Source organism: Nonomuraea sp. GTA35, from assembly GCF_041950525.1.
In the GTDB taxonomy this organism is placed as follows: Bacteria; Actinomycetota; Actinomycetes; order Streptosporangiales; family Streptosporangiaceae; genus Nonomuraea.
Window position 1 is genome coordinate 441489 of sequence record NZ_JBGNUV010000006.1, and the last position, 24221, is coordinate 465709.

Annotated in this window: 26 protein-coding genes; 10 read left to right on the forward strand and 16 right to left on the reverse strand. The window is 73.1% G+C overall.

Features of this window, described 5'->3' with window-relative positions; all coding sequences use genetic code 11:
- Positions 1-61: 61 nt before the first annotated feature.
- From ACBJ32_RS28645 to ACBJ32_RS28675, 7 genes are all read right to left on the reverse strand, one after another.
- Positions 62-574, reverse strand: a complete 513-nt coding sequence (locus ACBJ32_RS28645; protein ID WP_357872064.1) for a YbaK/EbsC family protein — start codon at positions 572-574, stop codon at positions 62-64.
- Between the two features lie 61 nt (positions 575-635).
- Complete coding sequence (locus tag ACBJ32_RS28650) at positions 636-2210, reverse strand: flavin monoamine oxidase family protein (protein ID WP_375129309.1); 1575 nt, start codon at positions 2208-2210, stop codon at positions 636-638.
- 97 nt (positions 2211-2307) lie between these two features.
- Positions 2308-3162: a M55 family metallopeptidase gene (locus tag ACBJ32_RS28655; RefSeq protein WP_375129310.1), complete on the reverse strand. Its 855-nt coding sequence runs from the start codon at positions 3160-3162 to the stop codon at positions 2308-2310.
- The gene (locus ACBJ32_RS28660) at positions 3147-4358 is read right to left on the reverse strand and encodes a DUF6395 domain-containing protein (protein WP_375129311.1); all 1212 of its coding nucleotides are present in this window, start codon (positions 4356-4358) and stop codon (positions 3147-3149) included. Before ACBJ32_RS28660 ends, ACBJ32_RS28655 begins: the two co-directional genes overlap by 16 nt.
- Positions 4349-4717 carry a hypothetical protein gene (locus ACBJ32_RS28665; RefSeq protein WP_375129312.1) on the reverse strand — a complete coding sequence of 123 codons (369 nt, stop codon included), beginning with the start codon at positions 4715-4717 and terminating at the stop codon, positions 4349-4351. Before ACBJ32_RS28665 ends, ACBJ32_RS28660 begins: the two co-directional genes overlap by 10 nt.
- A gap of 189 nt (positions 4718-4906) precedes the next feature.
- On the reverse strand, positions 4907-5680 hold the full coding sequence (locus ACBJ32_RS28670) for an enoyl-CoA hydratase-related protein (RefSeq protein ID WP_357872050.1): 774 nt from the start codon (positions 5678-5680) through the stop codon (positions 4907-4909).
- A 21-nt stretch (positions 5681-5701) separates the two neighbouring features.
- The gene (locus ACBJ32_RS28675) at positions 5702-6361 is read right to left on the reverse strand and encodes an endonuclease (protein ID WP_375129313.1); all 660 of its coding nucleotides are present in this window, start codon (positions 6359-6361) and stop codon (positions 5702-5704) included.
- Positions 6362-6462: 101 nt separating this feature from the next.
- Here ACBJ32_RS28675 and ACBJ32_RS28680 point away from each other — a divergent pair, with 101 nt between their 5' ends.
- Entirely contained in the window at positions 6463-6747 is a 285-nt protein-coding gene (locus ACBJ32_RS28680; RefSeq protein WP_375129314.1) for a HesB/IscA family protein, read from the forward strand.
- Between the two features lie 100 nt (positions 6748-6847).
- Here ACBJ32_RS28680 and ACBJ32_RS28685 read toward each other — a convergent pair whose 3' ends face one another.
- Positions 6848-7534 (reverse strand): rhodanese-like domain-containing protein, encoded by a 687-nt coding sequence (locus tag ACBJ32_RS28685; RefSeq protein WP_375129315.1) that lies wholly within the window; start codon positions 7532-7534, stop codon positions 6848-6850.
- An 81-nt stretch (positions 7535-7615) separates the two neighbouring features.
- Between ACBJ32_RS28685 and ACBJ32_RS28690 the strand changes: the two genes are divergently transcribed.
- Positions 7616-9631 carry a CehA/McbA family metallohydrolase gene (locus ACBJ32_RS28690; RefSeq protein WP_375129317.1) on the forward strand — a complete coding sequence of 672 codons (2016 nt, stop codon included), beginning with the start codon at positions 7616-7618 and terminating at the stop codon, positions 9629-9631.
- Here ACBJ32_RS28690 and ACBJ32_RS28695 read toward each other — a convergent pair.
- A complete protein-coding gene (locus ACBJ32_RS28695; protein WP_375129318.1) occupies positions 9610-10194 on the reverse strand; it encodes an NmrA family NAD(P)-binding protein in 585 nt (194 codons plus the stop codon). The genes ACBJ32_RS28690 and ACBJ32_RS28695 overlap by 22 nt on opposite strands.
- On the opposite strand from ACBJ32_RS28695, the gene ACBJ32_RS28700 reads away from it, so the two are divergent.
- Entirely contained in the window at positions 10075-10413 is a 339-nt protein-coding gene (locus ACBJ32_RS28700) for a hypothetical protein (RefSeq protein WP_375129319.1), read from the forward strand. The genes ACBJ32_RS28695 and ACBJ32_RS28700 overlap by 120 nt on opposite strands.
- A 13-nt stretch (positions 10414-10426) precedes the next feature.
- Here the strand turns inward: ACBJ32_RS28700 and ACBJ32_RS28705 are convergent, their stop codons facing one another.
- Positions 10427-10966, reverse strand: coding sequence for a GNAT family N-acetyltransferase (locus ACBJ32_RS28705; RefSeq protein ID WP_375129320.1), 540 nt, complete (start codon positions 10964-10966; stop codon positions 10427-10429).
- Between the two features lie 176 nt (positions 10967-11142).
- Positions 11143-11583: a PaaI family thioesterase gene (locus ACBJ32_RS28710; protein WP_375129321.1), complete on the reverse strand. Its 441-nt coding sequence runs from the start codon at positions 11581-11583 to the stop codon at positions 11143-11145.
- Between the two features lie 116 nt (positions 11584-11699).
- On the opposite strand from ACBJ32_RS28710, the gene ACBJ32_RS28715 reads away from it, so the two are divergent.
- Positions 11700-12296 carry a hypothetical protein gene (locus tag ACBJ32_RS28715; RefSeq protein WP_375129322.1) on the forward strand — a complete coding sequence of 199 codons (597 nt, stop codon included), beginning with the start codon at positions 11700-11702 and terminating at the stop codon, positions 12294-12296.
- A 269-nt stretch (positions 12297-12565) separates the two neighbouring features.
- On the opposite strand, the gene ACBJ32_RS28720 is transcribed toward ACBJ32_RS28715, so the two are convergent.
- The 4 genes from ACBJ32_RS28720 to ACBJ32_RS28735 all read right to left on the reverse strand — a co-directional run bounded on the left by ACBJ32_RS28720 (position 12566) and on the right by ACBJ32_RS28735 (position 15465).
- Positions 12566-12847: a hypothetical protein gene (locus ACBJ32_RS28720; protein ID WP_375129324.1), complete on the reverse strand. Its 282-nt coding sequence runs from the start codon at positions 12845-12847 to the stop codon at positions 12566-12568.
- Positions 12848-13468, reverse strand: a complete 621-nt coding sequence (locus ACBJ32_RS28725) for an HNH endonuclease family protein (RefSeq protein ID WP_375129325.1) — start codon at positions 13466-13468, stop codon at positions 12848-12850.
- 135 nt (positions 13469-13603) lie between these two features.
- Entirely contained in the window at positions 13604-14482 is an 879-nt protein-coding gene (locus tag ACBJ32_RS28730; RefSeq protein WP_375129326.1) for a 2-hydroxy-3-oxopropionate reductase, read from the reverse strand.
- Between the two features lie 35 nt (positions 14483-14517).
- Entirely contained in the window at positions 14518-15465 is a 948-nt protein-coding gene (locus ACBJ32_RS28735) for a hydroxypyruvate isomerase family protein (protein ID WP_375129327.1), read from the reverse strand.
- Between the two features lie 79 nt (positions 15466-15544).
- Between ACBJ32_RS28735 and ACBJ32_RS28740 the strand changes: the two genes are divergently transcribed.
- A complete protein-coding gene (locus ACBJ32_RS28740) occupies positions 15545-16303 on the forward strand; it encodes a hypothetical protein (protein WP_357872022.1) in 759 nt (252 codons plus the stop codon).
- A complete protein-coding gene (locus ACBJ32_RS28745; RefSeq protein WP_375129328.1) occupies positions 16296-17483 on the forward strand; it encodes a helix-turn-helix domain-containing protein in 1188 nt (395 codons plus the stop codon). Before ACBJ32_RS28740 ends, ACBJ32_RS28745 begins: the two co-directional genes overlap by 8 nt.
- A 98-nt stretch (positions 17484-17581) precedes the next feature.
- On the opposite strand, the gene ACBJ32_RS28750 is transcribed toward ACBJ32_RS28745, so the two are convergent.
- On the reverse strand, positions 17582-18220 hold the full coding sequence (locus ACBJ32_RS28750; protein ID WP_375129329.1) for a TetR/AcrR family transcriptional regulator: 639 nt from the start codon (positions 18218-18220) through the stop codon (positions 17582-17584).
- 96 nt (positions 18221-18316) lie between these two features.
- On the opposite strand from ACBJ32_RS28750, the gene ACBJ32_RS28755 reads away from it, so the two are divergent.
- From ACBJ32_RS28755 to ACBJ32_RS28770, 4 genes are all read left to right on the forward strand, one after another.
- Entirely contained in the window at positions 18317-19246 is a 930-nt protein-coding gene (locus ACBJ32_RS28755) for a zinc-binding dehydrogenase (protein WP_375129331.1), read from the forward strand.
- 74 nt (positions 19247-19320) lie between these two features.
- Entirely contained in the window at positions 19321-20298 is a 978-nt protein-coding gene (locus tag ACBJ32_RS28760) for a zinc-binding dehydrogenase (protein WP_375129332.1), read from the forward strand.
- Positions 20299-20425: 127 nt separating this feature from the next.
- Entirely contained in the window at positions 20426-22279 is a 1854-nt protein-coding gene (locus tag ACBJ32_RS28765; RefSeq protein WP_375129333.1) for an ABC transporter transmembrane domain-containing protein, read from the forward strand.
- Positions 22280-22323: 44 nt separating this feature from the next.
- Entirely contained in the window at positions 22324-24108 is a 1785-nt protein-coding gene (locus ACBJ32_RS28770) for an ABC transporter ATP-binding protein (RefSeq protein WP_375129334.1), read from the forward strand.
- Positions 24109-24221: the final 113 nt, after the last annotated feature.

The window sequence follows — 24221 nt, forward strand, 5'->3', positions numbered from 1 at the left end:
ACGTCCAGAACGGCCTCATCGGTTTCCCATCCAACGGTCTCGAATCGGCCTCAGTTTGCCTTCAGCCGCCCAGCGAGAGCACCTCTGCCCTCTTCAGCCCGGCCAGCGCGGCGCCGGAGACGGCCAGCTTCGACCTGCGCACACCGCTGCCGATCACCACCCTCGGGTGCTCCGCGACGTGCGTGTCGACCAGGATCGGCCACTCCTCGGGCAGGCCGAGGGGCGTGATGCCGCCGTACTCCATGCCGGTCAGCTCGACCGCCTCCGCCATCGGGGCGAAGCTGGCCTTGCGGGCGTCGAGGTGCCTGCGCACCACGCCGTTCACATCGACGCGCATCGTCGCGAGCACCATGCACGCGGCATAACGCGTCTCGCCGCCCCGCTTGGCCGCCACGACGACGCAGTTGGCCGACTCGTCGAGGGTCACGCCGTACTTCTCGCAGAACGCCGCCGTGTCGGCCAGATCGGGATCGATCTCGGCCACCTCGACGCCCTCCACGTTCGGCACGGCACGGGCCACCGGATCGGCCAGCAGGTCGGTCCGTCCGGTCGCGGGCACCCAGCGCAACGTCATTCCATCTCCTCGATCGCCTCTCCCAGGAGCCTACTTGCGCTCCCGGGAGCAGCGGGCGACGTCACGGAGACTGCAGGACTCTCCTGTGCAGTTGGGTGACGGCGCCGCGGGCGGACTCCATGGCCCCCGCCTGCCAGGCGATCAGATGGGTGAGCCAGTCGCCCGCGAAGTAGACCCTTCCCGCGGGGCGTTGCAGAAGAGTGAAGGACGAATCAACGGACGGCCAGCGCACCCAGCCGCCCTGGATGTGCTCCTGGCGTTCCCAGGCGATGGAGACGCTGGACAGCAGGTTCTGGCGGTACTTCTCGCCGTGGATCTTCTTGCCCTGGGTGAGCGCCCTGCGCCGCCTGTCCTCCGGGGTGAGGGCGCCGTACAGCTCGGCGGCGCGCTCGGTGTTGTAGTAGCCGACGAGCAGGCCGCGCTCGGCGTGGTAGTCGTGCGACGGGTACCAGATGTGGGTGATGTCCAGGTCGGTCTCGGTGACGCCGCCGTAGATGCGGTCCTCCAGCTCCCACCAGCGCCTGCCGTACTCCAGGCCGATCTTGCCGGCGGCGATCGGTACGGGGGTGCTCAGCGCGGCCGTGATCCGGGCGCCGAGGTTGTGCGGGATCTTGGCGAGGAGGTGGGGCGGGAGGGTGGCGATGCAGTAGTCGGCCTTGAGCGTGCCGCCGGTGTAGGTGACCTCGACGCCGTCGTCCAGGGTCGTGATCCCGGTGACCTTGGCGCCTGTCCTGATCCTGTCCTGGCCGACGGCCTGCTGGAGCTTGGTGACGATGGCGTCCATGCCGCCGACGGGCTGGAACATGGGGGTGGCCTGCTCGTAGCCGAAGTCGTTGGTGATGGCGCGGCCGGTGCCGGCGGCGAGGACCTGGTGGAGGGTGCCGGGGTCGGGCATGGGGATCCCGCCGTCCATGGCCGGAAATTTCATGAAACCCCGGCGCGCGGAGCCCTCGTAGTCGAGCTTCGGGCCCAGGTCGCCGAACCGCCTGAGGAATTCCAGCAGGCGTTCCCTGTCGTCCTTGGTGAGCGCCTTGTCCAGGGCGCCGAGGTTCGTGGCCTTGGCCAGGAGTTCGGCGATATATCCGTACATGTCGGCTCGGGCCGTGCGGGCCCTGACCGTCTGGCCGTTGGTGTGGACGTAGGCCGAGGCGTTGTTGTTGATGAAGGTCTCGATGGGGATGCCCAGCTCGCGGCAGTAGTCGAGGGTAACCATCCACTGGGCGATGCGGCCGGGGCCGGCGTTGAAGTAGACGCCCGGGCCGAACCTCACGTCCTGGGCGGGGCCGTTCAGCTCGGTCAGGCGGTCGCCGGCGCGCAGCGTGAGGTTCCGGCCGCCGGGCTTCTGCCGGGCTTCGAGCAGCGTGCAGTCGTAGCCGGCCTTGCCCAGCTCGTACGCGGCGGTCAGCCCGGCCACGCCCGCGCCGATGATCACGACCTTGGCCGAGGCCCTGCCGCTCAGCGTGAAGTCGCCCTGGCGCGGCGGCGTGTACTCCTTGTCCTGCCCGGTGGGGGCCAGGCCGAGCGCGCCCATCGCGGCGTACATGGCGCCCGCGCCACCGGCCGCCCCGATCCCGACGAGCAGCCCCCGCCGGGTCAGCACGCCGCCCCTGCTCCTGGCCCTGGAGCCCTCGGACACAGGGCTCCCGGACACAGAGCTGTCAGACGCAGGGCTGTCAGACGCAGGGCTGTCAGACGCAGGGCTGTCGGGCCCGGGGCTCTCGGAGCCGGGGCTGTCAGCCATAGGGCCCGCTGCCGCAGGCGACCTGGCCGGCGATGGAGGCGAACAGGCCGAACAGGGCCATGATCTGGTTGAAGTCGCCGGTGCTGAACTCCGTGTGCCGCGGGCCCGCCGCCGTCACGCCAGGGATCAGCGACACGGCCGCGGCGATGGCGGTGGAGTTCCACTCCACCCCGAGCGTGTACGGCGCCTCCACCACGTACGGCGTGAAGTCGTTCAACCGCCCCAGCGCCCGAGCCTTGGCCTCACGGATCCGGGTCTGAGCGACGCTCGGCGGCAGCAGCTCGGCCGAGAACTTGTCGATCCCCTTCTTCACCGCGACGGTCTCGACGTCGCCGAGCAGCTCGCGGGCCTCCTCGCCCACGGCCTCGTCCCCGGTCACCAGCACCACCGGCACCCCGTGGAACCCGGCGCAGGCCGCGACCAGCCGCGTCTCGCCGCACAGCTCGCCATTGAGGTAGACGTTCTGGATCTCCTTGCCCATCCACGTGTGGTTGAGCACCCCGTGCGGCACGCCGGCGCGGGCGTGGTAGCCCACGAAGCCCGCCGCCTGGAACGAGCCGTCGAGCCCGTGCGCCATGCGCTGCGCCTTGCCAGGCCCCCTGATCAGGCTCGCCCGGGGGTCGAGGAGGTCGATGCGGAGGTTCTTGGTGGAGCCGTGGGCGTCGTTGACCAGCACGCCGCTCGCGCCCGCCTCGAAGGCGCCCTCGACGGCCGCGTTCGCGTCGGCCGTCATCAGCTCGCAACCCCGCTCGTACCCGCGCTGGCCGGCGTGCATCTCCTCGGGGTCGGTCAGACCCGTCACGCCCTCCATGTCGACCGACAGATAGACCTTCACGCGCTCCCCCACGACTCGACCCTGCGCACCTCGGGCTCCGTCATCAGCCCGACGTTCTCCTCCATGAACGCCGCCGCCTGCGCCCGCCACCGCTCCGGGATCTCCTCCAGGGCCGGCGGGTAGCAGCGGTCCAGCCAGCTCGTGGACTCCTCCGAGACGTCGAAGTAGTCGAGCGCCGGGGCGAACAGCGTGTTCTCGATCCCGGGAACGCGGGCCAGCCCGTACTGGATCATCTCCTGGCCCCCGTACGGCGGCTTCTTGAGGTACTTGCGGGCCACGGGGCGGTCGGCGGTGATCGGCGTGTCGAGCGGGCGGCGCTCCACGGCGGCCTGGATGAGCTCCTTGTACAGGCACTTGCCGCAGTTGCGGCACGGGCCGTCGGTGCCGCGCAGGCACCAGCGCACCTGCTCCCTGAGCGGCGAGCCCAGGGCCAGGCGCATGGTGACGGCCTCGCTCACACCGCCCACGGGCAGCACGATGTGCACTCCCGCGGCGGCGAACAGGCGGCCCCACCTGCCGTGAGGGGCCCACATCGGGTTGTCGGGGGTGAAGCGCCACAGGTAGCGGCCGCCGCCGAGCCAGCGGGAGCCCATCTCGTAGCCGAAGCCCAGGCCGCCCAGGTCGAGCCGGTCTGCCAGGAGCAGGGCGCCGGCGGCCACCGCGTGGTGCTCGGGATAGCCGGGGCGGGGCTCGGCGAGGGTGTACTCCAGGTCGGAGGTGACCGTGCTCAGCTCGCGGCCGGTCCGCGCGGCCAGCTTGGCCAGCACGTCGGAGCGGTAGTGCGGCCAGCGGTTCGGGACGCGCGGGTGGGCGACCCGGCGGAAGTGCACGAACGGGGCCTCGGGGAAGATCGTGGCCGCCGCCACGGAGTCCGCGCCACCGCTGTAGGAGATCGCCAGCCTGGCCCCCGGCCGCCGGGGCTGCGCGCCCACCGGCCCCGCCTCGATCCCCCAGCCGTCGTGCAGCGCCTGCGCCAGCTCCGCCGAGACGGCCCGGTCGAACGTGATCCGCCTCCTGGTCCAGGGCGCGACGATCGTCCAGGACGCCACGGCGTACAGGTCGGGGTGCGCGTCGCCGGGGACCCCGCCGATGGAGCACGAGTTGGTGGCCAGCTTGATCGGGTACTCGTCGGACGCCTGGCCGGTGATCTCGTCCTCCGGGTCGAGCCGGAAGGTCAGGGTCGTGCCGGCGCTCCAGGTCACGCGCACGGTTGCTCCTCGGGCCTGCCCGGCTCGTCGCGCCGGGCCCGCAGGTCGTCGATGGCCTGCCAGACCAGGACCTCGTTCTGCAGCACGCCGTCCAGCGCCTTGGCCGTCTCCTGGGCGAGCCGGTGGGTGTCGTCGAGCTGGGCCCTGAGCGCCGGGTCAGGCTTGGGGGCCGCCGCCGGGCGGGCACTCCGCAGCCGTTCGACCTCGTTCTGCAGGGTCGCCATCTCCCGCCGCAGGGTCTGGACCTCCCAGAGCGCGTCCCGGATGTCCTGGCGGTGATCGGCGATGGAGATGTACCGGGAGTCGAACCATCTGCGCACGGCCTTTCTGAGCCGGGCAGGGACGGGGACGCGCATCATGAAACGCCACCATAGTGGCAAACCAACATCGAAATGGACGACCCTTACCGAATGCGTTGACTTCCCGTTGCACCCGGCGCGGCAGGCGATCTGCCCGGTTCTGGAGGAGACCATGTCGCCCGCCACGTGGCCGGTCCACGTCGCGCGGCGACCGCCCCGACCATCGGCGAGCTGTTCGTCCGGGCCTGCCTACCGGCCCGTGAACTTGGGCTTGGTCTTCTCCGCGAACGCGCGCAGGCCGATCTTGGCGTCCTCGGTGGCGAAGAGGCCGGAGAACTGCAGGCGCTCGATCTCCATCCCCCTGTCGAGGTCGGTCTCGAGCCCGTGGTCCACGGCCTGCTTGGCGGCGCGCAGCGCGATCGCCGGCCCGCCCACGAAGGTGGCGGCCCACTCGAGAGCCGCGGTGTAGACCTGCTCGTCCGGCACCACCCGGTCGACCAGCCCGATGGCCAGCGCCTCGGCGGCCCCCACGTGGCGCCCGGTGAAGATGAGGTCCTTGGCTCGGGCGGGCCCGACCAGGCGGGGCAGCCGCTGGGTGCCGCCCGCGCCGGGGATGATGCCGAGCAGGATCTCCGGCTGGCCCAGCTTGGCCGACTCGCCCGCGACCCTGAAGTCGGCGCAGAGGGCCAGCTCGCAGCCGCCGCCCAGGGCGTAACCGGTGATCGCGGCGATGACCGGCTTGCCGATCTTCGCGACCGCCGTGAAGCAGGCCTGGAGCGTGCCGGAGTGGGCGGCCATGTCGGCGTACGACATGTCGGCCATCTCCTTGATGTCCACCCCGGCGGCGAACACCCGCTCCCCGCCGTACAGGATCACCGCCTGCACCTGCGGGTCGGCGTCCACGATGCCCGCCGCCTCGGCGAGTTCACCCTGGACCTGGCCGTTGAGGGCGTTCATCTTCGGCCGGTCGAGACGGATCGTGGCGATCTGGTCGGCCACCTCGACGCTCACAAACTCACCCATGTGATCGAACCTAACAGGTGCTCACCCGGCCGCCGCCGCGGACTTGACCGCGTCCACCGACTTCTTGCTGCGCGAGACCCGCACCAGGGCGGCCGACAGGCGGGCCAGCTCGTCGCCCGAGTGCGCCAGCTCCGCCAGCGGGCCGGCCTGGCGGGGCAGCCCGAGCTTGCCCGCGCCGTCCAGCACCCGCTTGTCCAGGTGCGGCGCAACCTGCGGCCAGACGGCCTGGGCCTCGCGCAGGAAGATGTCGGCCCCGGTCGGCCCGATGCCGGGGAACTCCATCAGCAGGTCCATGAGCCGCCGCTCGTCGCCGCCCGCCTCGTCGCGCAGGCGGCGCAGGTCGCCCTTCCAGCGGTCGATGATCAGGTCGGCGCCGTCGCCGAGCATCGTGGCGGTGCGCTCGTCGTAGCGGCGGTAGTGGCCGCGGCCCAGCGCGTCCACCCGGTCCTGCCAGCTCGCCTCGCGCATGCCCTTGGGCGTGCCGTACCCGGCCGCGAACAGCTCCCTGGCGGCGGCCACGGCGACCTCGGCCGAGATGCGCGCGCTGAGCAGGGTGGCCAGGACGAGAAGCTGGTAGAGCGGTTTCGGCTGGTCGGCCAGCTTGATGCCGGCTTCGGCCGCGTACGTGCGGCCGTAGCGGTCGAGCAGGACGTCCAGCACGGCTCCATCCTTCTTACCCATGCCGCTGCGCCTACCCGGGACCCGCCCGAGCATGCCGGGGCGGTGTTTGGGCTGGTGGAGGCGGGGGAGGCGGAGTTCTCCCGCAAGTGAAGGAGCAGGCCGTGCTGACTTTGACCGACAACGCCGTGGAGGCCATCCGGGATCTCATGGTCGGGGAGGACGTGCCTCCCGATGCCGGCCTGCGCATCTCGCCCAAGGCCGACGAGGCGGGCACGCTGGAGGTCTCGCTCGCGAGCAACCCGCAGGCCGGTGACCAGGTGGTGGAGAAGGAGGACGTGCGCGTGTTCGTCGCCGAGGACGCGGTGCCGATCCTCGACGACAAGTCGCTGGACGCCCAGCCGGGCAAGCCCGGGCACCCGACGTTCCGCCTCGACCGGCGGACCTGACGCCCCGGCCGGGCGGGGTCCCGGCCTGACCGGTGGTCCGTCGGCGGGTCGGGACCGGTCGGCGGTCCAGGACCGGGCCGGCGGGTCGGGGCCTGGACCGTCAGCCCTGGTCGGAGTCGTTCTCGGGCGGGCGGGTGTCGCCGAGGCCGAACAGGCCCACCAGGGTCCCGTCCGCCTGGGTGACCACCACGTGGTCCACCTTCGCCTGGTCCATGCGCTGGACCAGCGGGTCGATCTCCTCGCTCGGGCGCACGGTGGTGGCGCCGACCCGCATGACGCTCTCGGCGGTGCCGTCGAGGTCGCCGCCCCTGAGCTCGCGCGAGCCGATCACGCCCTGGACGACGTCGTCCTCGTCCACCACAACGGCCAGCCCTGCCGGGTCGGCGATGATGCGCCCGGTCAGCATGCCCAGCGGGTCGTCCAGCCCGGCGGTCACCGGGTCCCTGCGCACGTTCCTGGACACCAGGGCGGCGTGGCCGTCGTACGGCAGGTCGGCGGACAACCAGTCCATCTTGCCCACCCCGTAGTCGTACACCTCGCCGAACCCCAGGCGTTCGAGCCGGTGCGCGGCCCGCGGGCTCAGGTCGCAGAGCCAGTCGTGGCAGTACACGATGACCGGGCGCCCCCGCTCCAGCGGCGGCGAGCCGCCGATGCGGCCCAGCGGCAGGTTGACGGCCCCCGGCAGGTGCGCCCACTGGTACTCACGCTCCGGCAGCACCTCGACGAGCTGCGCCTGCCTGGTGGCGAGCAGGTCGTGCACGGCCTCGCGATCGATGATGTGCGTCATGACCTCCCCGTACCCAGAGTCGGAGGACGCAGCGGACGATTCGTGTCACGATGACGGCGCGTCCTCTTCAGGGAGTATCCGATGTGTGACGATCCGCTGCTGCCTCCCGCCGTCGCCGCCGCACTGGCGGACTACCGATCGTTGCGGAACACCTTCGACGTCCGCTGGGGCGAGCCGCCCCTGGGATACGTGGTGCAGGCCTGGGCCACCGTCTTCCTCGACAACCGCTACGGCTACTGGGCCGCGGCCCTGCGCCAGGCGGCCGAGCACCACCCCGGCGTGCCCGCGGAGGACCTGGAGGACTACCTCGGCGAGGTGGACCCCGACCGGGTCGTGCGTGACGCGCTCGGCGGTGACGTGCTGGACAACCTGGCCGCGCTGCGCCTGACCCCCGAGGGGTGCCTGCTGGAGGCCGACACGCAGGTGGTGCTGGGCAGCAGTCCCTTCCGTACGGGGCTGCTGCTCGACTCCAGCCGGGACGAGCCGGTCACCGTGGTCGTGGACGGGATCCCGTACACCCTGGGGCCGCGCGGCGCCAAGGTGGTCGAGGTGGCCGAGTCCGTGCTGGTGGGCGGGCGGCCGATCGACCTGTCACCGCTGAGCAGGCGGGCGGAGACGGCCGCGATCAGGGTGCGGGCCGGGTTCCCCTGCCGGTGGAGCGTCATGGGGGCGAACGGGCAGGGCTGGTATCCGCGGGGCGTCCCGCCCAAGCGGGACGCCCACCGGCGGCCGTACTTCCACGGCGACGATCTCGTGGTCGAGGTGCCCGCCGAACCGATCACCGTCGGCGTGGCCAGGGGCATGGAGTACACCACCGCCGAGATCGTGGTGACCCCGGAGGCCGGCGCGACGACGCTGGTCGAGCTGACCCCCGAGCGGCTGTACGACGCCGCCGCCCGCGGCTGGTACGGCGGCGACCTGCACGTCCACCTGAACTGGATGGGCGAGGAGCCGGCCGCGCCCGCCCTGGCCGCCACGGCGCAGCACGGCGAGGACCTGCACGTGCTCAACCTCGTGGCCGGCAACGTAGCGAGTGAACGGGTCTACGACGTGGAGGCGCTGGAGCACTGGGCGGGCAAGGACCTGCCGTGGTCCGACGACCGGCACCTGGCCAGGCTCGGCGTCGAGTACCGCAACGACGTGGTCGGCCACTGCACCGCGTTCGGGCTGCGCGAGCCGCCGCGCCGCTACCACTCGGGCTTCCGCGGCACGGCCGACTGGCCGCCGAACGCCGTGGCGCTGGAGGAGCTGCGGGCGCTGGGCGGGGTGACCGGGTACGGGCACCCGTTCCACACGCCGTTCGGCGACGACGACCCGCCGGACGTCGTGATCGACCGCGGGCGCTCGTGCGCGGCCAGGGAGATCGTGGCCGACGCGGCGCTCGGCCTGATCGACACCCTCGACGTGCTCAACCACTCCTCGATCGCGGCCACCGCCGCCGTCTACCGCCGCCTGATCGGCGCGGGCAACCGGCTGGCGGTCACGGCCGGCACCGACGCCGTGCTGTCCTTCTGCCGCCGCGGCACGGCCTCCTCCCCGCCCGGCTGGGAACGCGTGTACGCCAACGTCGCCGGCCCGCTCACCGCCGAGTCGTACGCCGAAGCCATCCTGCTCGGCCGCACCTTCGCCACCACCGGGCCGTGGCTGGAGCTGACCGTGAACGGGCACGGCCCCGGCGACACGCTGCAACTCTCGCCCGGTCAGCGGGTGGAGATCGCGGTCTCCTCGGTCGGGCCGGAGGTCGAGACGCTGGAGATCCGCACCGCGGACGGCGTGCTGGCCCAGGGCCCGCCCGGGCGGCTGACGGCCTTCGTGTCGGTGCGCGAGCCGACGTACGTGGTCGCCGTGGCCTCCGGCGGGCCGCACCCGCGCAGCATGCACCGCTCCGGCGCCTACGCCCACACCAGCCCGGTGTACGTGGACGTCGCGGGCGGGCACGTGGCCAGGGAGGCGGACGTGCGGTGGTGCCTGGCTTGGCTGGACCGGCTGGAGGTGGTGCTGCGCAGGTTCGGCACGTTCGAGACGCCCGAGCAACTCGGCGACCACCTGGCCCTGTACGAGCGCGCCAGGGAGGTCTACCGGCGACGGCTCACCTGAAACGCACCTGCCCGCGCTCGCCTGATCGTCGGGCCCGGTTTCCCCTCGCGTGCGAGCCGACAGGACTCGAACATGCGCTCGTCGATCGGCAGCGCCTCGAACCTGGTCGGCGTGCCGGTGACGCGCTCGTAGATCTCCGCGACCTCGGGGAAAGTGAGCTCGTCGCCGGCGAGTTCGAGCTGCCGGCCGATGAACTGTGCGGGGTGGTCGAAGGCGTCAGCGGCGAAGACGCCGATGTCGTCGGTGGCGATGAGCTGCATCGGCTTGTCCGGCTTGACCGGCAACGCCAGGAGTCGCTCGCCCGCGGCGTCGGCGTAGTGCAGAAGGTTGTTCATGAAGAACACCGGCCGCAGGATGGTGGCGGGCACGCCGAGGGTCAGGATGTGCTGCTCGATCTCGGCGAGGATCCCTGGCAGGGAGTGGTCTCCTACATCCAGCAATGCGTGGCCTTCGGCTTCGGCATCCTGGCCCCGCTGGCCGGCGCCATCGACGTCACGTCCGAAATGCGGCAGGCCAACCAGCGCGCCCAGTGTCTGGCCGGCGAACTCATCGCGCGCGCTCACCGCGCAGGACTGCTCCGCGCGAACGTGTCCACGATGGACATCTCCCTGCTCATCGGCCAGTTCGGCCGCACAGTCCCAGCCCCGCCGGGGCAGAGCGAGGAAGGGATCCGCTCGCGGCTGCTGACCATCGCTCTGGACGGCTTGAAGGCCCACAACACCGGCTCCCTGCCCGGCGAACCGCCCAGCGTGCGGCACTACCAGGCCCCATGGGACACCTGATGCGCACAACCCCTCAGCCAGGCAGGTTCTTCGCGAAGATCCAGTCCAGGCCGTCCTCGCCGGCGGTGTCGAGGTGTTCGGCCCGTACCAGGCCGGCCCGCACCGCCACCCGTTGAGAGGCGACGTTGGCCGGCCGCACACGGGCGATGACGGGCAGCTCGGGAACGCGTTCCGTCACCCACTCAACCACTGCGGTCGCGGCCTCGCCGGCCACTCCTTGACCCCAGGACGAGACCTCGAAGCGGTAGAAGAGATTGAGCACGCTCGTGCCGTTGAGGTCCATGACCTTGGTCCCGCAGAACCCCAGCGTCCGGTCCGAGCCACGGCGTCGCACCACCCAGTAGCCGTGGCCGAAACGCCGCCAGTGATCATCCCAACGCTGGAAGAGCTCCCTCGTCTCCTCACGCTCGGACAGGGCGTCGGAGGGGTTGTGCAGGCACGTGGCGGGGTCGCTGTGGATGGCGAAGATCGCGTCGATGTCATCCGGCACCGGGCGTCGCAGCGACAGCCGCCCGGTCGGCAGTTCTTCGCCGGGATGGCTTCGATCAAGCATGCGGCGATCGTAGGCGCCTACCTGTTGGACCCATTCGGCGGGGGCACGACGCCATGCGCGCCAACGAGCCCGCCTCTCTCCTGACCGCCCGGCGGGAGGCGAAGGCGCTGCTCGGGTACGCGCCCTTGCAGCCTCATGACGGTCATGCGCGAGCAGCCAGCCGGCTCCCGTGACAGTCACCCCTGTTCGATCGTCTGGATGTACGCGGTCGCGGTGGCCACGGCGACGGGCTCGCCGTCGGGGGCCAGCAGTTCGCCGGACATGAAGCACACCTGGCGCCCTCGCCGTACGACCCTGCCCCGGCCCACCAGCCGGCCTGGGCGGGCCGGGCGGAGGAACTGGACGTGCAGGTCGAGCGTCGGCGCGAACTGCCCGGGCGGCAGCGTCGCGACCAGCGCGGGCCCGAGCGTGTCGTCGAGCATCGCCGCCAGGAAGCCGCCCTGGACCACGCCCATCGGGTTGGTGAAGCTCTCGCCGGCCGTGAACGCCACCTCGATCGTCCCCTGATCGGGATCGACGTGCAGCAGCTCCCAGCCGAGGGTGGTGGCGGCGGGAGGCGGGGCCGCCCGGCCGGCCATCACGTCCCAGAACGGCCCTTCGCGCGTGGGTGTCTCCATGCGGGCCATTCAACGTGAGGGCACCGACAGATCCGGGATGGTGGCGCCGTGCGCGTGTGCTGGTCTGCGGAAATCGGGCCTCGCACACTCGGGGTTAGGCTGCTGTGAGGAAGCCGATGGACGAGCAGAGGAAGGCGGCTGACCGCATGAGCGCGCCGGGCCATCTGACAGCGGAGGCCGGAAGGAACCAGGGGGCCATGCTCGCCGACCAGGTGAATCGCATGATCGCGCTGGCGGAGGAGGCGCGGTCGGAGGAGACGTGGGCGTTCGACGCGCTCAGCCGGTTCGTGGCGGGGTGTGCGGGGCTGGGGCTGGATCCGCTCGCGGCGGTCGAGGGGGCCGCTGGCGAACGGACGCCCGGCACGACCGCAGGCAAGCGGACGCCGGACGCGGCCGCTGGCGAACGAGCGCCCGATGCGGCCGCCGGGCCGGAGAGCGGTGCGACACGTGATCGCCTGCTCAAGGTGCTCGACGACATCGTGCGGGCCGGCCACGACGAGGGTGCGCTGCGTGCTGACGTCGGCGTGGGTGATGTGGTGGGGGTCGTCGGGCTGCTCGTGCGGGGGCTGCCCACGGTGCCCGCCGGGTTGGGCGAGGAGCTGCGGGAACGGGCCGCGCGCCTGGTGCTCGCCGGGATGCGCGCGCACCCAGCGCCGACCCCGCCGGGCGCGGCGCTGACGGCCGGGGAGCTGGCCCGGCACGTTTCCGGATAGGCCCGGGCGCCGTCCGCATTGCGCCGAGCCCCACCGCACAACGACCCGCCGACCCGGCGCATCAGGACAACGTGCCGCCACCGGGCACGCTGAGGCGACGTGCCACCTGGCACACCGAGGCAACACGCCTACACCCCGCCGCCGACGCGACGAGTCGCCAGGTGCGGTGCCGAGGCGGCACGTCGCCGCACAAGGGTGCCGGGCCGGCGGGCCGCCGGCCCGGCGCGTCGCACGTCGGGCTGGCGAGCCGGGCCAGCGGGTGGACGGGTTCAGGTGGGTGGGTGGAAGCCGGTCAGGCCTTCGGGCATGCCGCGCCGTACGGCCTGGACGATCTCCTGGTGGAGGCGCGGGCCGGGGTCGGTGGCCCGCCCCAGGGGGCTGCCCTCGACCTCGTACCACTCGTCGGCGTCCAGGTACTGCACGCGTACCGTCACCCGGCCCCCGGCCACCACCGTCCGCACCGTCACCTCGCCGGTGATGACGCCGACCTCCTCGGTCATCACCCCGCCGGGCCCGGCGACGACGCTGCTCTGGTAGGTCTCGGCGTTCACTCAGGCCCCGGTGTCCCCGTAGCAGGTCGCCACCATCTCGGTCAGCGCGTCCCGTTCGGCCTCGGTGACGGTGAGGTCGTAGCGGGACTTGACGTCGATCCAGGCCCGGCTGTAGGTGCACCAGTACGAGCGCAGCGGCGGCTTCCACTGGTCGGGTGACTGGTCGCCCTTGGAGCGGTTCGAGGCGGCCGAGACCGCGAGGAGCTGCGGTCCTTCGAGGTCGTTGGCGAACTGCCTGCGGCGGGCGTCGGTCCACGTGTTCGCGCCCGACCGCCACGCCTGGGCCAGCGGCACCATGTGGTCGATGTCGAGGTTGGAAGCGTCGGTGAAGTCCCTGCCGTCGTACACGCTGTGCCAGGTGCCGCTGATGGCCCGGCAGTTCTCGTCCTGTTTGACGTCGAGGCCGTCGCGGGCGAGCACGGTCTCGCGGGTGTCGCAGGAGTGTCCCTGCGACGTCCAGTGCGGGAAGCGGGCGCGGCTGTAGCCGGCCATCGAGCGGGGCTCGGCGATGGCGAGCTGGTGGAGCTGCGCGTAGGCGGCGGGGGCGGAGAGGGTGGGCGGGAGTTCGGCGGGAGAGGCGGCGCCCGCGCCGGCGGCCGGAACCAGGGCCAGGATGGTCATGGTTGCGGCGGTCGCCGTGCGGGCGGGCCATGATCGCGATGAGAACATGGCCCACGACTACTGCGGTGATTACACTAAGTAATCAACTACCGGCCTCACTTGTCACTTAGAGTGACAGAATTGGGTTCGGCTTGATCAGGCGGTGCCCGAGAGGCGTTCGACGCCGCGGAGCAGCGCCGAGTGGTCGAGGGCGCCGTCGCCGACCGCGTTCGCCGACGCGACGAGCTGGGCCACCAGGGCGCCGAGCGGCAGCACGACCCCGGCCTCGCGGGCGGCCGAGGTGACGATGCCCAGATCCTTGTGGTGCAGCTCGATGCGGAAGCCGGGCTCGAAGGAGTGGCCCACCATGTTGGCGCCCTTCTGCTTGAGCACCGCGGAGCCCGCCAGGCCGCCGCCGAGCACTTCCAGCGCCGCCTCCAGATCCACCCCGTACGCCCGCAGGAACACCACCGCCTCCGCCAGCGCCTCGATGTTGGCCGCCACGATGAGCTGGTTGGCGGCCTTGACCGTCTGGCCGGAGCCGCTCGGCCCGACGTGCACGACGGTCCTGCCCACCGCCTCGAAGACGGGCCTGGCGGCCTCGAACGCGTCCGCGTCCCCGCCGACCATGATCGACAGGGCCGCGTTCCTGGCGCCGGCCTCCCCGCCCGAGACGGGGGCGTCGAGGTAGCGCAGGCCGCGGCGGCCCGCCTCCTCGGCCAGCTCGCGCGTGACGTCGGGGCGGATCGAGGAGAAGTCGATGATCAGCGTGCCGGGGGCCGCGTGCTCGAAGACGCCGCCGGGGCCGGCCAGCACGTCCTGGACGTCGGGCGAGTCGGGCACCATGAGCGCGACGACCTCCGCGCCCGTCACGGCGTCGGCGATCGACTCCGCCGCCCGCCCGCCGGCCGCCGCCAGCGGCCCGGCCTTCTCGGGCGTGCGGTTGTAGCCGGCCACGGCGTGCCCGGCCTTGACCAGGTGTACGGCCATGGGGCTGCCCATGATGCCGAGGCCGATGAAGGCGATGGCGGTCACGTCGAAAGATCCTTCCGTGTCGAGTTCGGTGGGCGTCACGCGGACGGCCGCTGCTCCCTGGGCAGCCAGGCGAACGCGCCCGGCCCCTTCGCGAGATATTCGAGGCCGACGTGCCCGTCGTACCCGCCGGCGCGCACGTCGTCGATCCACTGCCGCAGCGGCAGCTCGCCGCTTCCCGGCGCGCCCCTGCCCGGCGCGTCGGCGATCTGTACGTGGGCGACGCGCGATCCGTACCGCTCGATGACGGCGGGCACGTCGTCACCGTTGACGGCCAGGTGGTAGAAGTCGGCGAGCAGCCCTGCCCCCGGCACGCGGTCGAGCACGGCCACCGCGTCGGCGGCCGTCAGCAGCGGGTAGCGCGGCGCGCCGCTGACCGGTTCCAGCAGCACGGTGCCCGGCACCCCCGCCACGCAGGCGGACAACATCTCGACGGCCAGCTCGTCCTGTTCCTCGGCGCCGGCCCCGTCGACGCGGTTGCCGTACAGGGCGTTGAAGGCGCGGCAGCCCAGCTGCTCGCCGATGGCCGCCACCACGGGGATGTTGTCGAGCAGCTCGCGCGAGCGGCCCGGCCACGACACCACGCCGCGGTCGCCGCCGGGCATGTCGCCGGCGAAGAAGTTGAGCCCGGTGAGCCGGACGCCGGCGTCCTCGATCGCGCGGACGAACGCGTCCACGTCACGGTCACCCGGCACCGCCACCGGCCACGGCCACCAGAACTCCACCGCCGTGAACCCGTCGGCCGCCGCCGCGGCGGGGCGTTCGAGCAGCGGCAGGTCGGTGTAGAGGATGGAGCAGTTGACGGTCCACTTGGTCACGCGCGGGCCTCTTCCCGATTCTTCACGGTCCGGTCGTTCGCGGCGGAGCGGGCTCGGCAGGCGCTGCCGCGCCCGCTCGGGGTCGCCGTCGCCGATGTCTCCGAGTATGTCGTCGCGCTCGTGCAGCGCGTTCATCGGGTCGGTGGTGCGGCGCGCAGGGACGGGCATGGGGCAGGTGTGTCGTGCGGGCTACATGAAGCCGGAGCGGGTCTATGATGTTGGAAAGTAAAGCGGCGGGAGGTCGGGCATGCGGATGTCCCAGTGGGCCCACGACACGTTCGGGCAGCGCGTTCCCCTGATCAGACAGGGCATCGCCGAGGCGCTGTCGGTGGCGCTGGAGAACGCGCTCGACGCCCAGAAGGTGGCGCAGACCGATCATCTGCATCCGTTCGGGTTCACGCTGATGTCCCGCAAGTTCGAGGCGCTGGCCGAGGCCTTCGAGGACCTGGGCGACGTGCGCGTCGTCAAGCCCGGCGGCTCCCAGCACGAGCTGGTCGTGCTCGACGGCAAGCTGCTGTTCCCGTTCCGCTACGCCAAGGACCGCTCGATCAGCGTGATGAGCGCGCGCATCGGCGACGGGCGGCCGTCGGCGCTGGTGCAGGCGCTGTTCAACCGGTTCGGGCCCGAGCCGCGGATGCGGCAGCTCGCGCTGCACGACGTCGCGCCGCACGCCGTCCCGGTCGCCGAGGCGCTGGGCGACCTGCCGGAGGACACCCGGCTGGTGCTGATCGCCTACGCCTGCAACGCGCACGCCGGGCTGCTCGACGCCTGGTGGGGCGAGGCCGAGCTGCTCGACCGTACCGGCAGCCTGCGCTGGCACCACTGCGAGGAGATCCCGCTGGTGCAGGAGAGCGCGGCGCCCGCCCGGCGCGAGGGCGAGGCCGCGGCGTTCGACCAGGGGGTGCCGCCCGCGCCGGCGCTCAACCCGCGCAGGGGCGCCGCGCACCTCGGGGCGCCGGTCGCCGAGCCGCTGCCGTTCGGGCCAGAAGCCGCCAGCGGTGCGTGACTCCGGCACGGGCGGGCGGCCGCCGCGTGACGCGGGCGGCCGGAGTTCCCGGGTGGGCGGGCCGAGCCCGCAGGCGGTCGCCGACGCGTTCGACGCCACCCGCCTCACCCAGGCCCGCCACCTGGCCGCGCTCACCAAGAAGGAGGTCGCCGAGCACCTCGGCGTCTCCCCCGCCGCGGTCGGCCAGTACGAGTCCGGCGTCACCCGGCCCCGCCCCGACCTGATCCCGCGGCTGGCCGAGGTGCTGTCGGTGCCGGTGGCGTTCTTCCTGTCGGGGCGCCCGCACGGCAAGCTCGACGGCTCCATGGCGCACTTCCGCAGCCTCCGCTCCACCCGCGCCTACCAGCGGGCCAAGGCCGTGGCCTTCGTCGAGCAGGTGTGGGAGCTGACCTACGCGCTGGAGAAGCGCGTCCAGCTCCCCCCGGTCGACCTGCCCGGGTTCGCGGGCGGCGAGATGCACTCCGACCTGCCGCGCGACCCGGCGGGCGCGGCCCGCGCGCTGCGCGCCCACTGGGGGCTGGGCACCGGCCCGATCGGCCATCTCGTGCGCCGCATGGAGTCGCACGGCATCGTCGTGGCCTTCCCCCGCCACGACCCCGACGCGGTCACCGTCGACGCCTTCTCCACCTCCAGCCTGCCGCGGCCGATCGTCGTGCTGACGCCCAACCGGTTCGACGACATCTACCGCCACCGCTTCACCGCGGCCCACGAGCTGGGCCACCTGGTGCTGCACGGCGACACGGCGGCGGGCGACCCGCAGCAGGAGCGGGAGGCCGACGCGTTCGCGGCCGAGTTCCTCACGCCGCGCGACAGCGTCCTGCCCCAGCTCCCGCTCCGCGCCGACCTGCGGCGGCTGGCCGAGCTGCGGCTGACGTGGGGGGTGTCGGTCGACTCGCTGCTCTACCGGTGCAGGGAGACGGGGCTGCTGTCCGACTCCGCCGCCGGCCGCGCCTACCAGCGCCTGGCCGCGCTGCGCGACCAGCCGGGCTTCACCAACGAGCCGGTCTCCGGCTATCCGGGCGAGCAGCCGGTGCTGCTGGCCCAGGCGTTCGAGCTGGCCGGCCGGGAGAGCGGGCTGAGCGTCGCGACGCTGGCGCAGGAGCTGGCCTGGCCCATCGCCCGCGTACGCGAGCTGATCGGCCTGCCCGACCGGCGCCCTTCGCTGAAGCTCGTGCCCTAGCGATCCGCGCCGGGGTGCGGTCCGCAGGCGAGCGCGGGTGAGCGCCGGTGAGCGGGGGTGAGCACCGGTGAGCGCGGACGAGCCGAGGGGGCGTGCGGTCAGCGTGCTTCAGACCGGGGGGTGGCGGTCAGCGTGAGGCTTCCGGGCAGGGCCGCCACCGCGGCGCGGACGCGGGCGGCGAGCGCCGGCACGGACGGCGGGTCCCCCGCCTCGGCCGCCCACCCGCCGACCGCGACCCGCCACGCCGCCACGAGCATGTCGCCCGCCAGCCGGGTACGCGGATCGTCCGGCAGGTCGAGCCGCCGGTGCAGCACCTCCACCACGGACCCCATGGTGCTCTCGCAGAAGTGCAGGTTGTGCGCGTCCATCGTGGACGTCTCCTGGGACAGCCGGTAGCTCAGCACGGCCCTCCCGGCCCACGCCTCGTCGGCCACCCGCTCCAGCGCGGCCAGCAGGGCCGCCTGCATCAGCTCCACCAGCGGCCGCCCATCGGCCGGGATCGTCTCCAGCTCCTCCAGGAAGACCCCCCACATGTCATGCAGCGGCGCCATCGCGACGTCCTCCTTGCCGGCGAAGTACCGGAAGAACGTGCGCTTGGACACCTCCACCTCCTCGCAGAGCTCGTCCAGGGTGACCCCGCCGAAGCCGCGGCTGCCGAACAGGTCGAGTGCGGCGTCGATCAGGGCCTGCCGGGTGCGCTGCTTCTTGCGTTCGCGCAGGGGCGGTGCGGAGGTCATGCAGGGAAGTGTATGCAAGCGGCGAACGCCACTTGCACGCTTATGCCACTGAGTGGCATAAATTGACGTTGTCACCTTCCTGAAAGGCGCGAACCCATGCGTGCTCTGCTGATCGACCACTCGACCCCCTCCGGCCTGCGCCTCGGCGAGACCGCCGATCCCGTGCCGGAGCCGCACCAGGCCCTGGTCCGGGTGCACGCCACGTCGCTCAACTTCGGCGAGGTCAAGCACGGCATCGAGCACGCCGGCGACGGCGCCGTGCTCGGCTGGGACGCCGCGGGGGTGGTCGAGCGCGCCGCGGCCGACGGCTCCGGCCCGGCCGCCGGCACCCCGGTGATCACCATCGGCTACGACGGCGCGTGGGCGGAGCTGCGTGCCGTGGACACCTCGACGCTCGGCGTCGTACCGGCCGGGGCCGACCTCGGGGCGATCAGCACGGTCCCGGTGGCGGGCGCCAGCGCGTTGCGCGCGTTGCGCAGGATCGGGCCGCTGCTGGGCAAGCGGGTGCTGGTGACGGGCGCCACGGGAGGTGTGGGCCGGTACGCCGTGCAGCTCGCCCGCCGCGCCGGCGCCCACGTCATCGCCTCGACCGGGGACCCGGCGGGGCACGGCGACGGGCTGCGCGCGCTGGGCGCCCACGAGGTGGTCGCCCGCCCGGAGCTGGCGGACGGCCTGGTGGACGGGGTGGTGGACAACGTCGGCGGGCCCCAGCTCGTGGCGGCGTTCGACCGGCTCGCGGCGCACGGCACGCTGGTCTCCGTCGGCCACGGCACGGGCGAGGCGGAGGTCTTCCCGTTCGGCGCGCTCTTCGGCGACGAGGGCCGGCACGACCGCTCCGTCGTCACCTTCTACCTGCTGGACGGCGCGGACCTGGTCCCCGACCTGACCTGGCTGGCCGCCCGCGTGGCCGCCGGCGACATCGACCCGGGGATCTCCTGGCGCGGCGAGTGGAAGCGGGCGGACGAGGCCGTCGCCGCCCTGGTGGAGGGCCGGTTGCACGGCAAGGCGGTGCTCGACGTCGGCTGACGGGTTGACCTGAAGCAAAGTTGAGGTTGCACGCTCGTAGGGAGCAACCGGACAGAGCCCTACGGGAGAACACCATGCACGCCGTCGTCCTGCACGCCTTCGGCCCCGCCGAGAACCTCAGCTACGAGACCGTCCCCGACCCCGAGCCCGGCCCCGGCCAGGTGCGCATCGCCGTCAAGGCGGCCGGCGTGCACTTGGTCGAGACCATGATGCGCGCCGGCCTGGCCAGCGACTCGCTGCCGCCCCTGCCCGAGCTGCCGGCCGTCTTCGGCGGCGAGGTGTCCGGGCAGGTGGACGCCGTGGGGCCGGGAGTGGACCCCGCCTGGATCGGCCGTGACGTGGTCACCTCGGGCGGGCAGCCCGGCGGGTACGCGGAGCTGGCCGTGGCCGGCGTGGACGGCCTGCACCGGCTGCCCGCCGGGCTGAGCCACGAGGCGGCCGTCGCGATGATCGTCACCGGCGTCACCACGCTGCAGTTCCTCGACGTGGCCGAGCTGACCTCCTCGGACGTCGTCCTGGTGACCTCGGCGGCGGGCGGGATCGGGCGGCTGATCATCCAGTACGCGCGCCGCCTCGGCGCCCAGGTTATCGGCGCGGCGGGCGGCCCCGGCAAGGTGGCGGCCGTCCGCGAGCTGGGCGCCGACTTCGCCGTGGACTACGACGTCCCTTCCTGGCAGGAGGAGGTCGGCTCGTGGCTGGGCGGCAGGAAGGTCACCGCCCTGCTCGACGGGGTCGGCGGCGACAAGGCGCGCGCGGCGTTCGAGCTGCTGGCCGACGGCGGCCGGTACGTCACCATCGGCAACGCCTCCCAGGGCGACTTCACGCCGGACCCCGAGACCGTGCGGGAACGCGGCCTGGCCGTGACCAACGCCCTGCTCCTGCTGCTCGGCCGGCCGGATGAGCGGCCGGCGTACGAGGTCAGGGCGCTGGCGGCGGCGGCCGACGGCACGCTGGTGCCGGACGTGCAGGTGTTCCCGCTGTCGCAGGCCGCCGCGGCGCACGCGGCGCTGGAGTCCCGGCAGACCACGGGCAAGGTCGTCCTCGTGCCATGATCGCGTAACGTGGGCCGCCGTCGTGTCGTGATCACGTTACGCGGGCCGTCAGGGCGCGCACCGCGCCGTCCCTCTCGCGGTGCCCCTACCGATGGATCCGGACTCTGCGCTCAATAGGGTGCAAGGCATGGCGGATCGGACAATGAATCCGGGCACCCCTGACTGCCGCAGCGCCGGGCGATACCTGTGGTGGCTCGTGACGCAACAGCGCGGCCGGGTCCTGGCGGGCGCCTGCCTGGGCACCGCGTGGATGGTCAGCCTGACATTGCCGCCGTACTTCCTGTCGCGCGCCATCGACGACGGACTGGCCAAGGGGCGCTGGCCCGTGCTGGCCGGGTGGGCCGCCGCCGTGTTCGGCATCGGCTTGCTGAACGCCTGGCTGGCCATCATGCGTCACCGGACGATGACCCGGGTGCGCATGGACGCCGCGTTCCGATCCGTACAGGTGGTGGCCCTTCAGGCGACGCGCCTGGGTGCGGCGCTGCCGCGCAAGGTGACGGCCGGGGAGGTGGTCACGATCGGGTTCGGCGACGCCGCCGTGATGAGCGGCACTCTCACGGTGACCGGCCCGGGCGTCGGCGCGGTGCTGGCCTACGCCGTCGTGGCCGGGCTGCTGCTGACCGTCTCCCCGCTGCTGGCCGCCGTGGTGCTGCTGGGCGTGCCCCTGCTCGTCGTGCTGCTCGGCCCGCTGCTGGGGCGGCTGCGCGGGGTGGAGACGGCCTACCGGGTACGGCAGGGCGAGCTCGCCGCCCGGTTCGCCGACATCGCGGGAGGGCTGCGGGTGCTGAACGGCATCGGCGGCAAGGACGTCTACGCCGCCCGCTACCGGCACGGCTCCCGGAAGCTGCGGGACCAGGGTTACCGGGTCGGGGCCGTGACGAGCTGGATCCACGCCCTTGGGGTGGGCCTGCCCACGCTGTTCCTGGGGGCGGTGACGTGGCTGGCGGCCCGGATGGCCGTGCAGGGGGACATCACGGTCGGGGAGCTGGTGGCGGTGTACGGGTACGCCGCCGTGCTGGTGGTGCCGGTCTCGTTCTTCGTCGAGGGCGGCTACGACATCGGCCGCGGCCTGGTCGCCGCCCGCAGGGTCGTGCACTTCCTGACCCTGAAGCCCGACATCTCCGGCGGCGACCTGGCCCCTCCGCCGGCACCCGCCCCCTTGCACGATCCGGCGTCCGGCGTCGAGATCGCGCCCGGCAAGCTGACCGCGCTGGTCAGCGCCCGGCCGTCGGAGCCGGTCGCGGTGCTGGACCGGCTGGGCGGGTTCACCGCGTCGGAGGCCACCTGGGGCGGGGTGCGCCTGCGCGACATCGACCCGGTACGGCTGCGCGAGCGGATCCTGGTGGCCGACAACGAGGCGGACCTGTTCGCGGGCACCCTGCGCTCGGTCGTCGCCGGCCGCCTCGATGCGCCGGACGAGGATGCCAGGGGCCGCACGCGCTCGCTGAACGAGGACGCCAGGATCCGCACACGCTCGCTGGACGAGGACGTGGCGCGGGCGATCCACGCGGCCATGGCCGACGACATCGTGCAGGCGCTGCCGGACGGGCTCGGCTCGGCCGTCGCCGCCCAGGGCCGCAACCTGTCGGGCGGGCAGCGGCAGCGGCTGCGGCTGGCCCGCGCGCTGCTGGCCGACCCGGAGATCCTCCTGGCCGCCGAGCCCACCTCGGCCCTGGACGCCCACACGGAGTCGACGGTGGCGGAACGGCTGCGCGCGGCCCGCGCCGGCCGGACCACGGCCGTCGCCACCACTTCGCCGCTCGTCCTGGATCACGCGGACCTCGTGCACTACCTGGTGGACGGCGTGGTGGCGGCCTCAGGGTCCCACCACGACCTGCTACGCGACCAACCCGGCTACCGCGCGCTGGTCTCGCGCGGCACCGATGACGACGAGCACGGCGCGGACGCCGGCGGCGCTGACGGTGACAGCGGAAGCGGCGGCAAGCGAGGCGGCGTCGCTACCGAGGAGCGCACTCGATGAGCGGCGGCAAACCGAGGCGACGTCGCGGCCGAGGAGCGCACTCGATGAGCGCCGCCACCCGAGGGCCGGCCGCTGCCGCCCAGGACGACACCACCGGCGGCCTGCCGATCGCCGATCCCAGGCAGACCCGGCGGGCCACGCTGCGCCTGATCCGCCTGGACGGCCGCGCCTTCGCCGGCATGCTCACGCTCAACGCCCTGGCCGCCGCCGCCGGCCTGGCCGCGCCGTGGCTGCTGGGCCGCATCATTGACGAGGTCAAGGCCGGCGCGAGCCCGGCCACCGTGGACCGGCTGGCGCTGGCCATCCTGGTCTGCGCCGTGGCCCAGCTCCTGCTGTCCCGGTACGCGAGCTACGTCGGCCACCGCTTCGGCGAGCGCACGCTGGCCCGCATCAGGGAGCAGTTCGCCGAGCGGGCACTCGCCTTGCCGTCGTCGGCGGTCGAGCGGGCCGGCACGGGTGACCTGATCACCCGCGGCACCACCGACGTCGCCTCCGTCGGGGCCACGTTGCGTGACGCGGGGCCGGACGTGGCGATCGCCGCGGTGCGGGCGCTGTTCGTGCTGGTCGCGGTCTTCGTGCTGGATCCGCGGCTGGGGGCCTGCGGGCTGCTCGGGCTGGTGGGCATCTGGTTCGCCTCCCGGTGGTACCTGCGCCGGGCGGTCACGGCGTACCTGGACGAGGGCGGCGCGAACTCGGCGCTCGCCGAGGAGCTGGCCTCGACCACCGGCGGCGCCCGCACGATGGAGGCGCTGCGCCTGGAGCGCCGCCGCATCGACGCCTGCCAGGGCGCGATCGAGGAGTGCCGCCGCACCCGCCTCAGGACGCTGTTCCTGCGCAGCGTGCTGTTCCCGGTGGTGGACGTCTCGCACGTGCTGCCGGTCACCGCCGTCCTGCTGCTCGGCGGCGCGCTGCTGATGCGGGAGCCGAGCGCCGTGACGCTGGGGACGGTGGTGGCCGCGGCGCTCTACCTGACCCAGCTCTCCGAGCCGCTCAACACCATCCTTGAGCAGCTCGAACGCCTGCAGAGCAGCACCGCCTCGTTCGCCCGCGTGGAGGGGCCGGCCCTGACCTCGCGCCCTGCCGAGGCCTCCCCCGTGCCGGCCGACGACCGCATCGAGGTCTCCGGCGTGCGCTTCGCCTACGACGGCGGACCCGACGTCCTGCACGGGGTAAATCTCCGGGTACGCCCCGGCGAGCGCCTGGCGATCGTCGGGCCCTCCGGCGCGGGCAAGACCACGCTGGGCAGGCTGCTTGCGGGCATGGACGTCCCCAAGACGGGCTCCGTCACGGTGGGCGGCGTCCCCGTGGCCGGCCTCGGCCCGGCCCAGCTGCGCGAGCGCGTCGTCCTCGTCACCCAGGAGCACCACGTCTTCCTCGGCACCGTGCGCGACAACCTGCGCATCGCCGCCCCCTCCGCCACGGACGCCGAGCTGCGCGCGGCCCTGGCTGCGGTGGGCGCGGACTGGATCGGCGACCTCGCCGACGGCCTGGACACCGACCTGGGCCACGGCGCCCACCGCCCGGACGGCGCGCAGGCCCAGCAACTGGCGCTGGCCCGCGTGGTGCTGGCCGACCCGCACACGCTGATCCTCGACGAGGCGACCGCGCTGCTGGACCCGCGCACGGCCCGGCACACCGAGCGCGCGCTGGCCGCCGTGCTCCGGGGCCGCACGGTCATCGCCATCGCCCACCGGCTGCAGACCGCGCACGACGCGGACCGGGTGGCGGTGATGCGGGAGGGCCGGCTCACGGAGCTGGGAACGCATGACGAGCTGGTCGCGGCAGGCGGGGCGTACGCGGACCTCTGGCGCTCCTGGCACGGCCGGTGAGCCCAGCCGGCGAGCCCAGCTGGTGAGCACGAGCACGGACGTCAAAGCTGAAAAATATCTTCGCAAAGATCTCGCCTGCGAAGGAAAATGTTGAGACGCTGAACTGCACGACG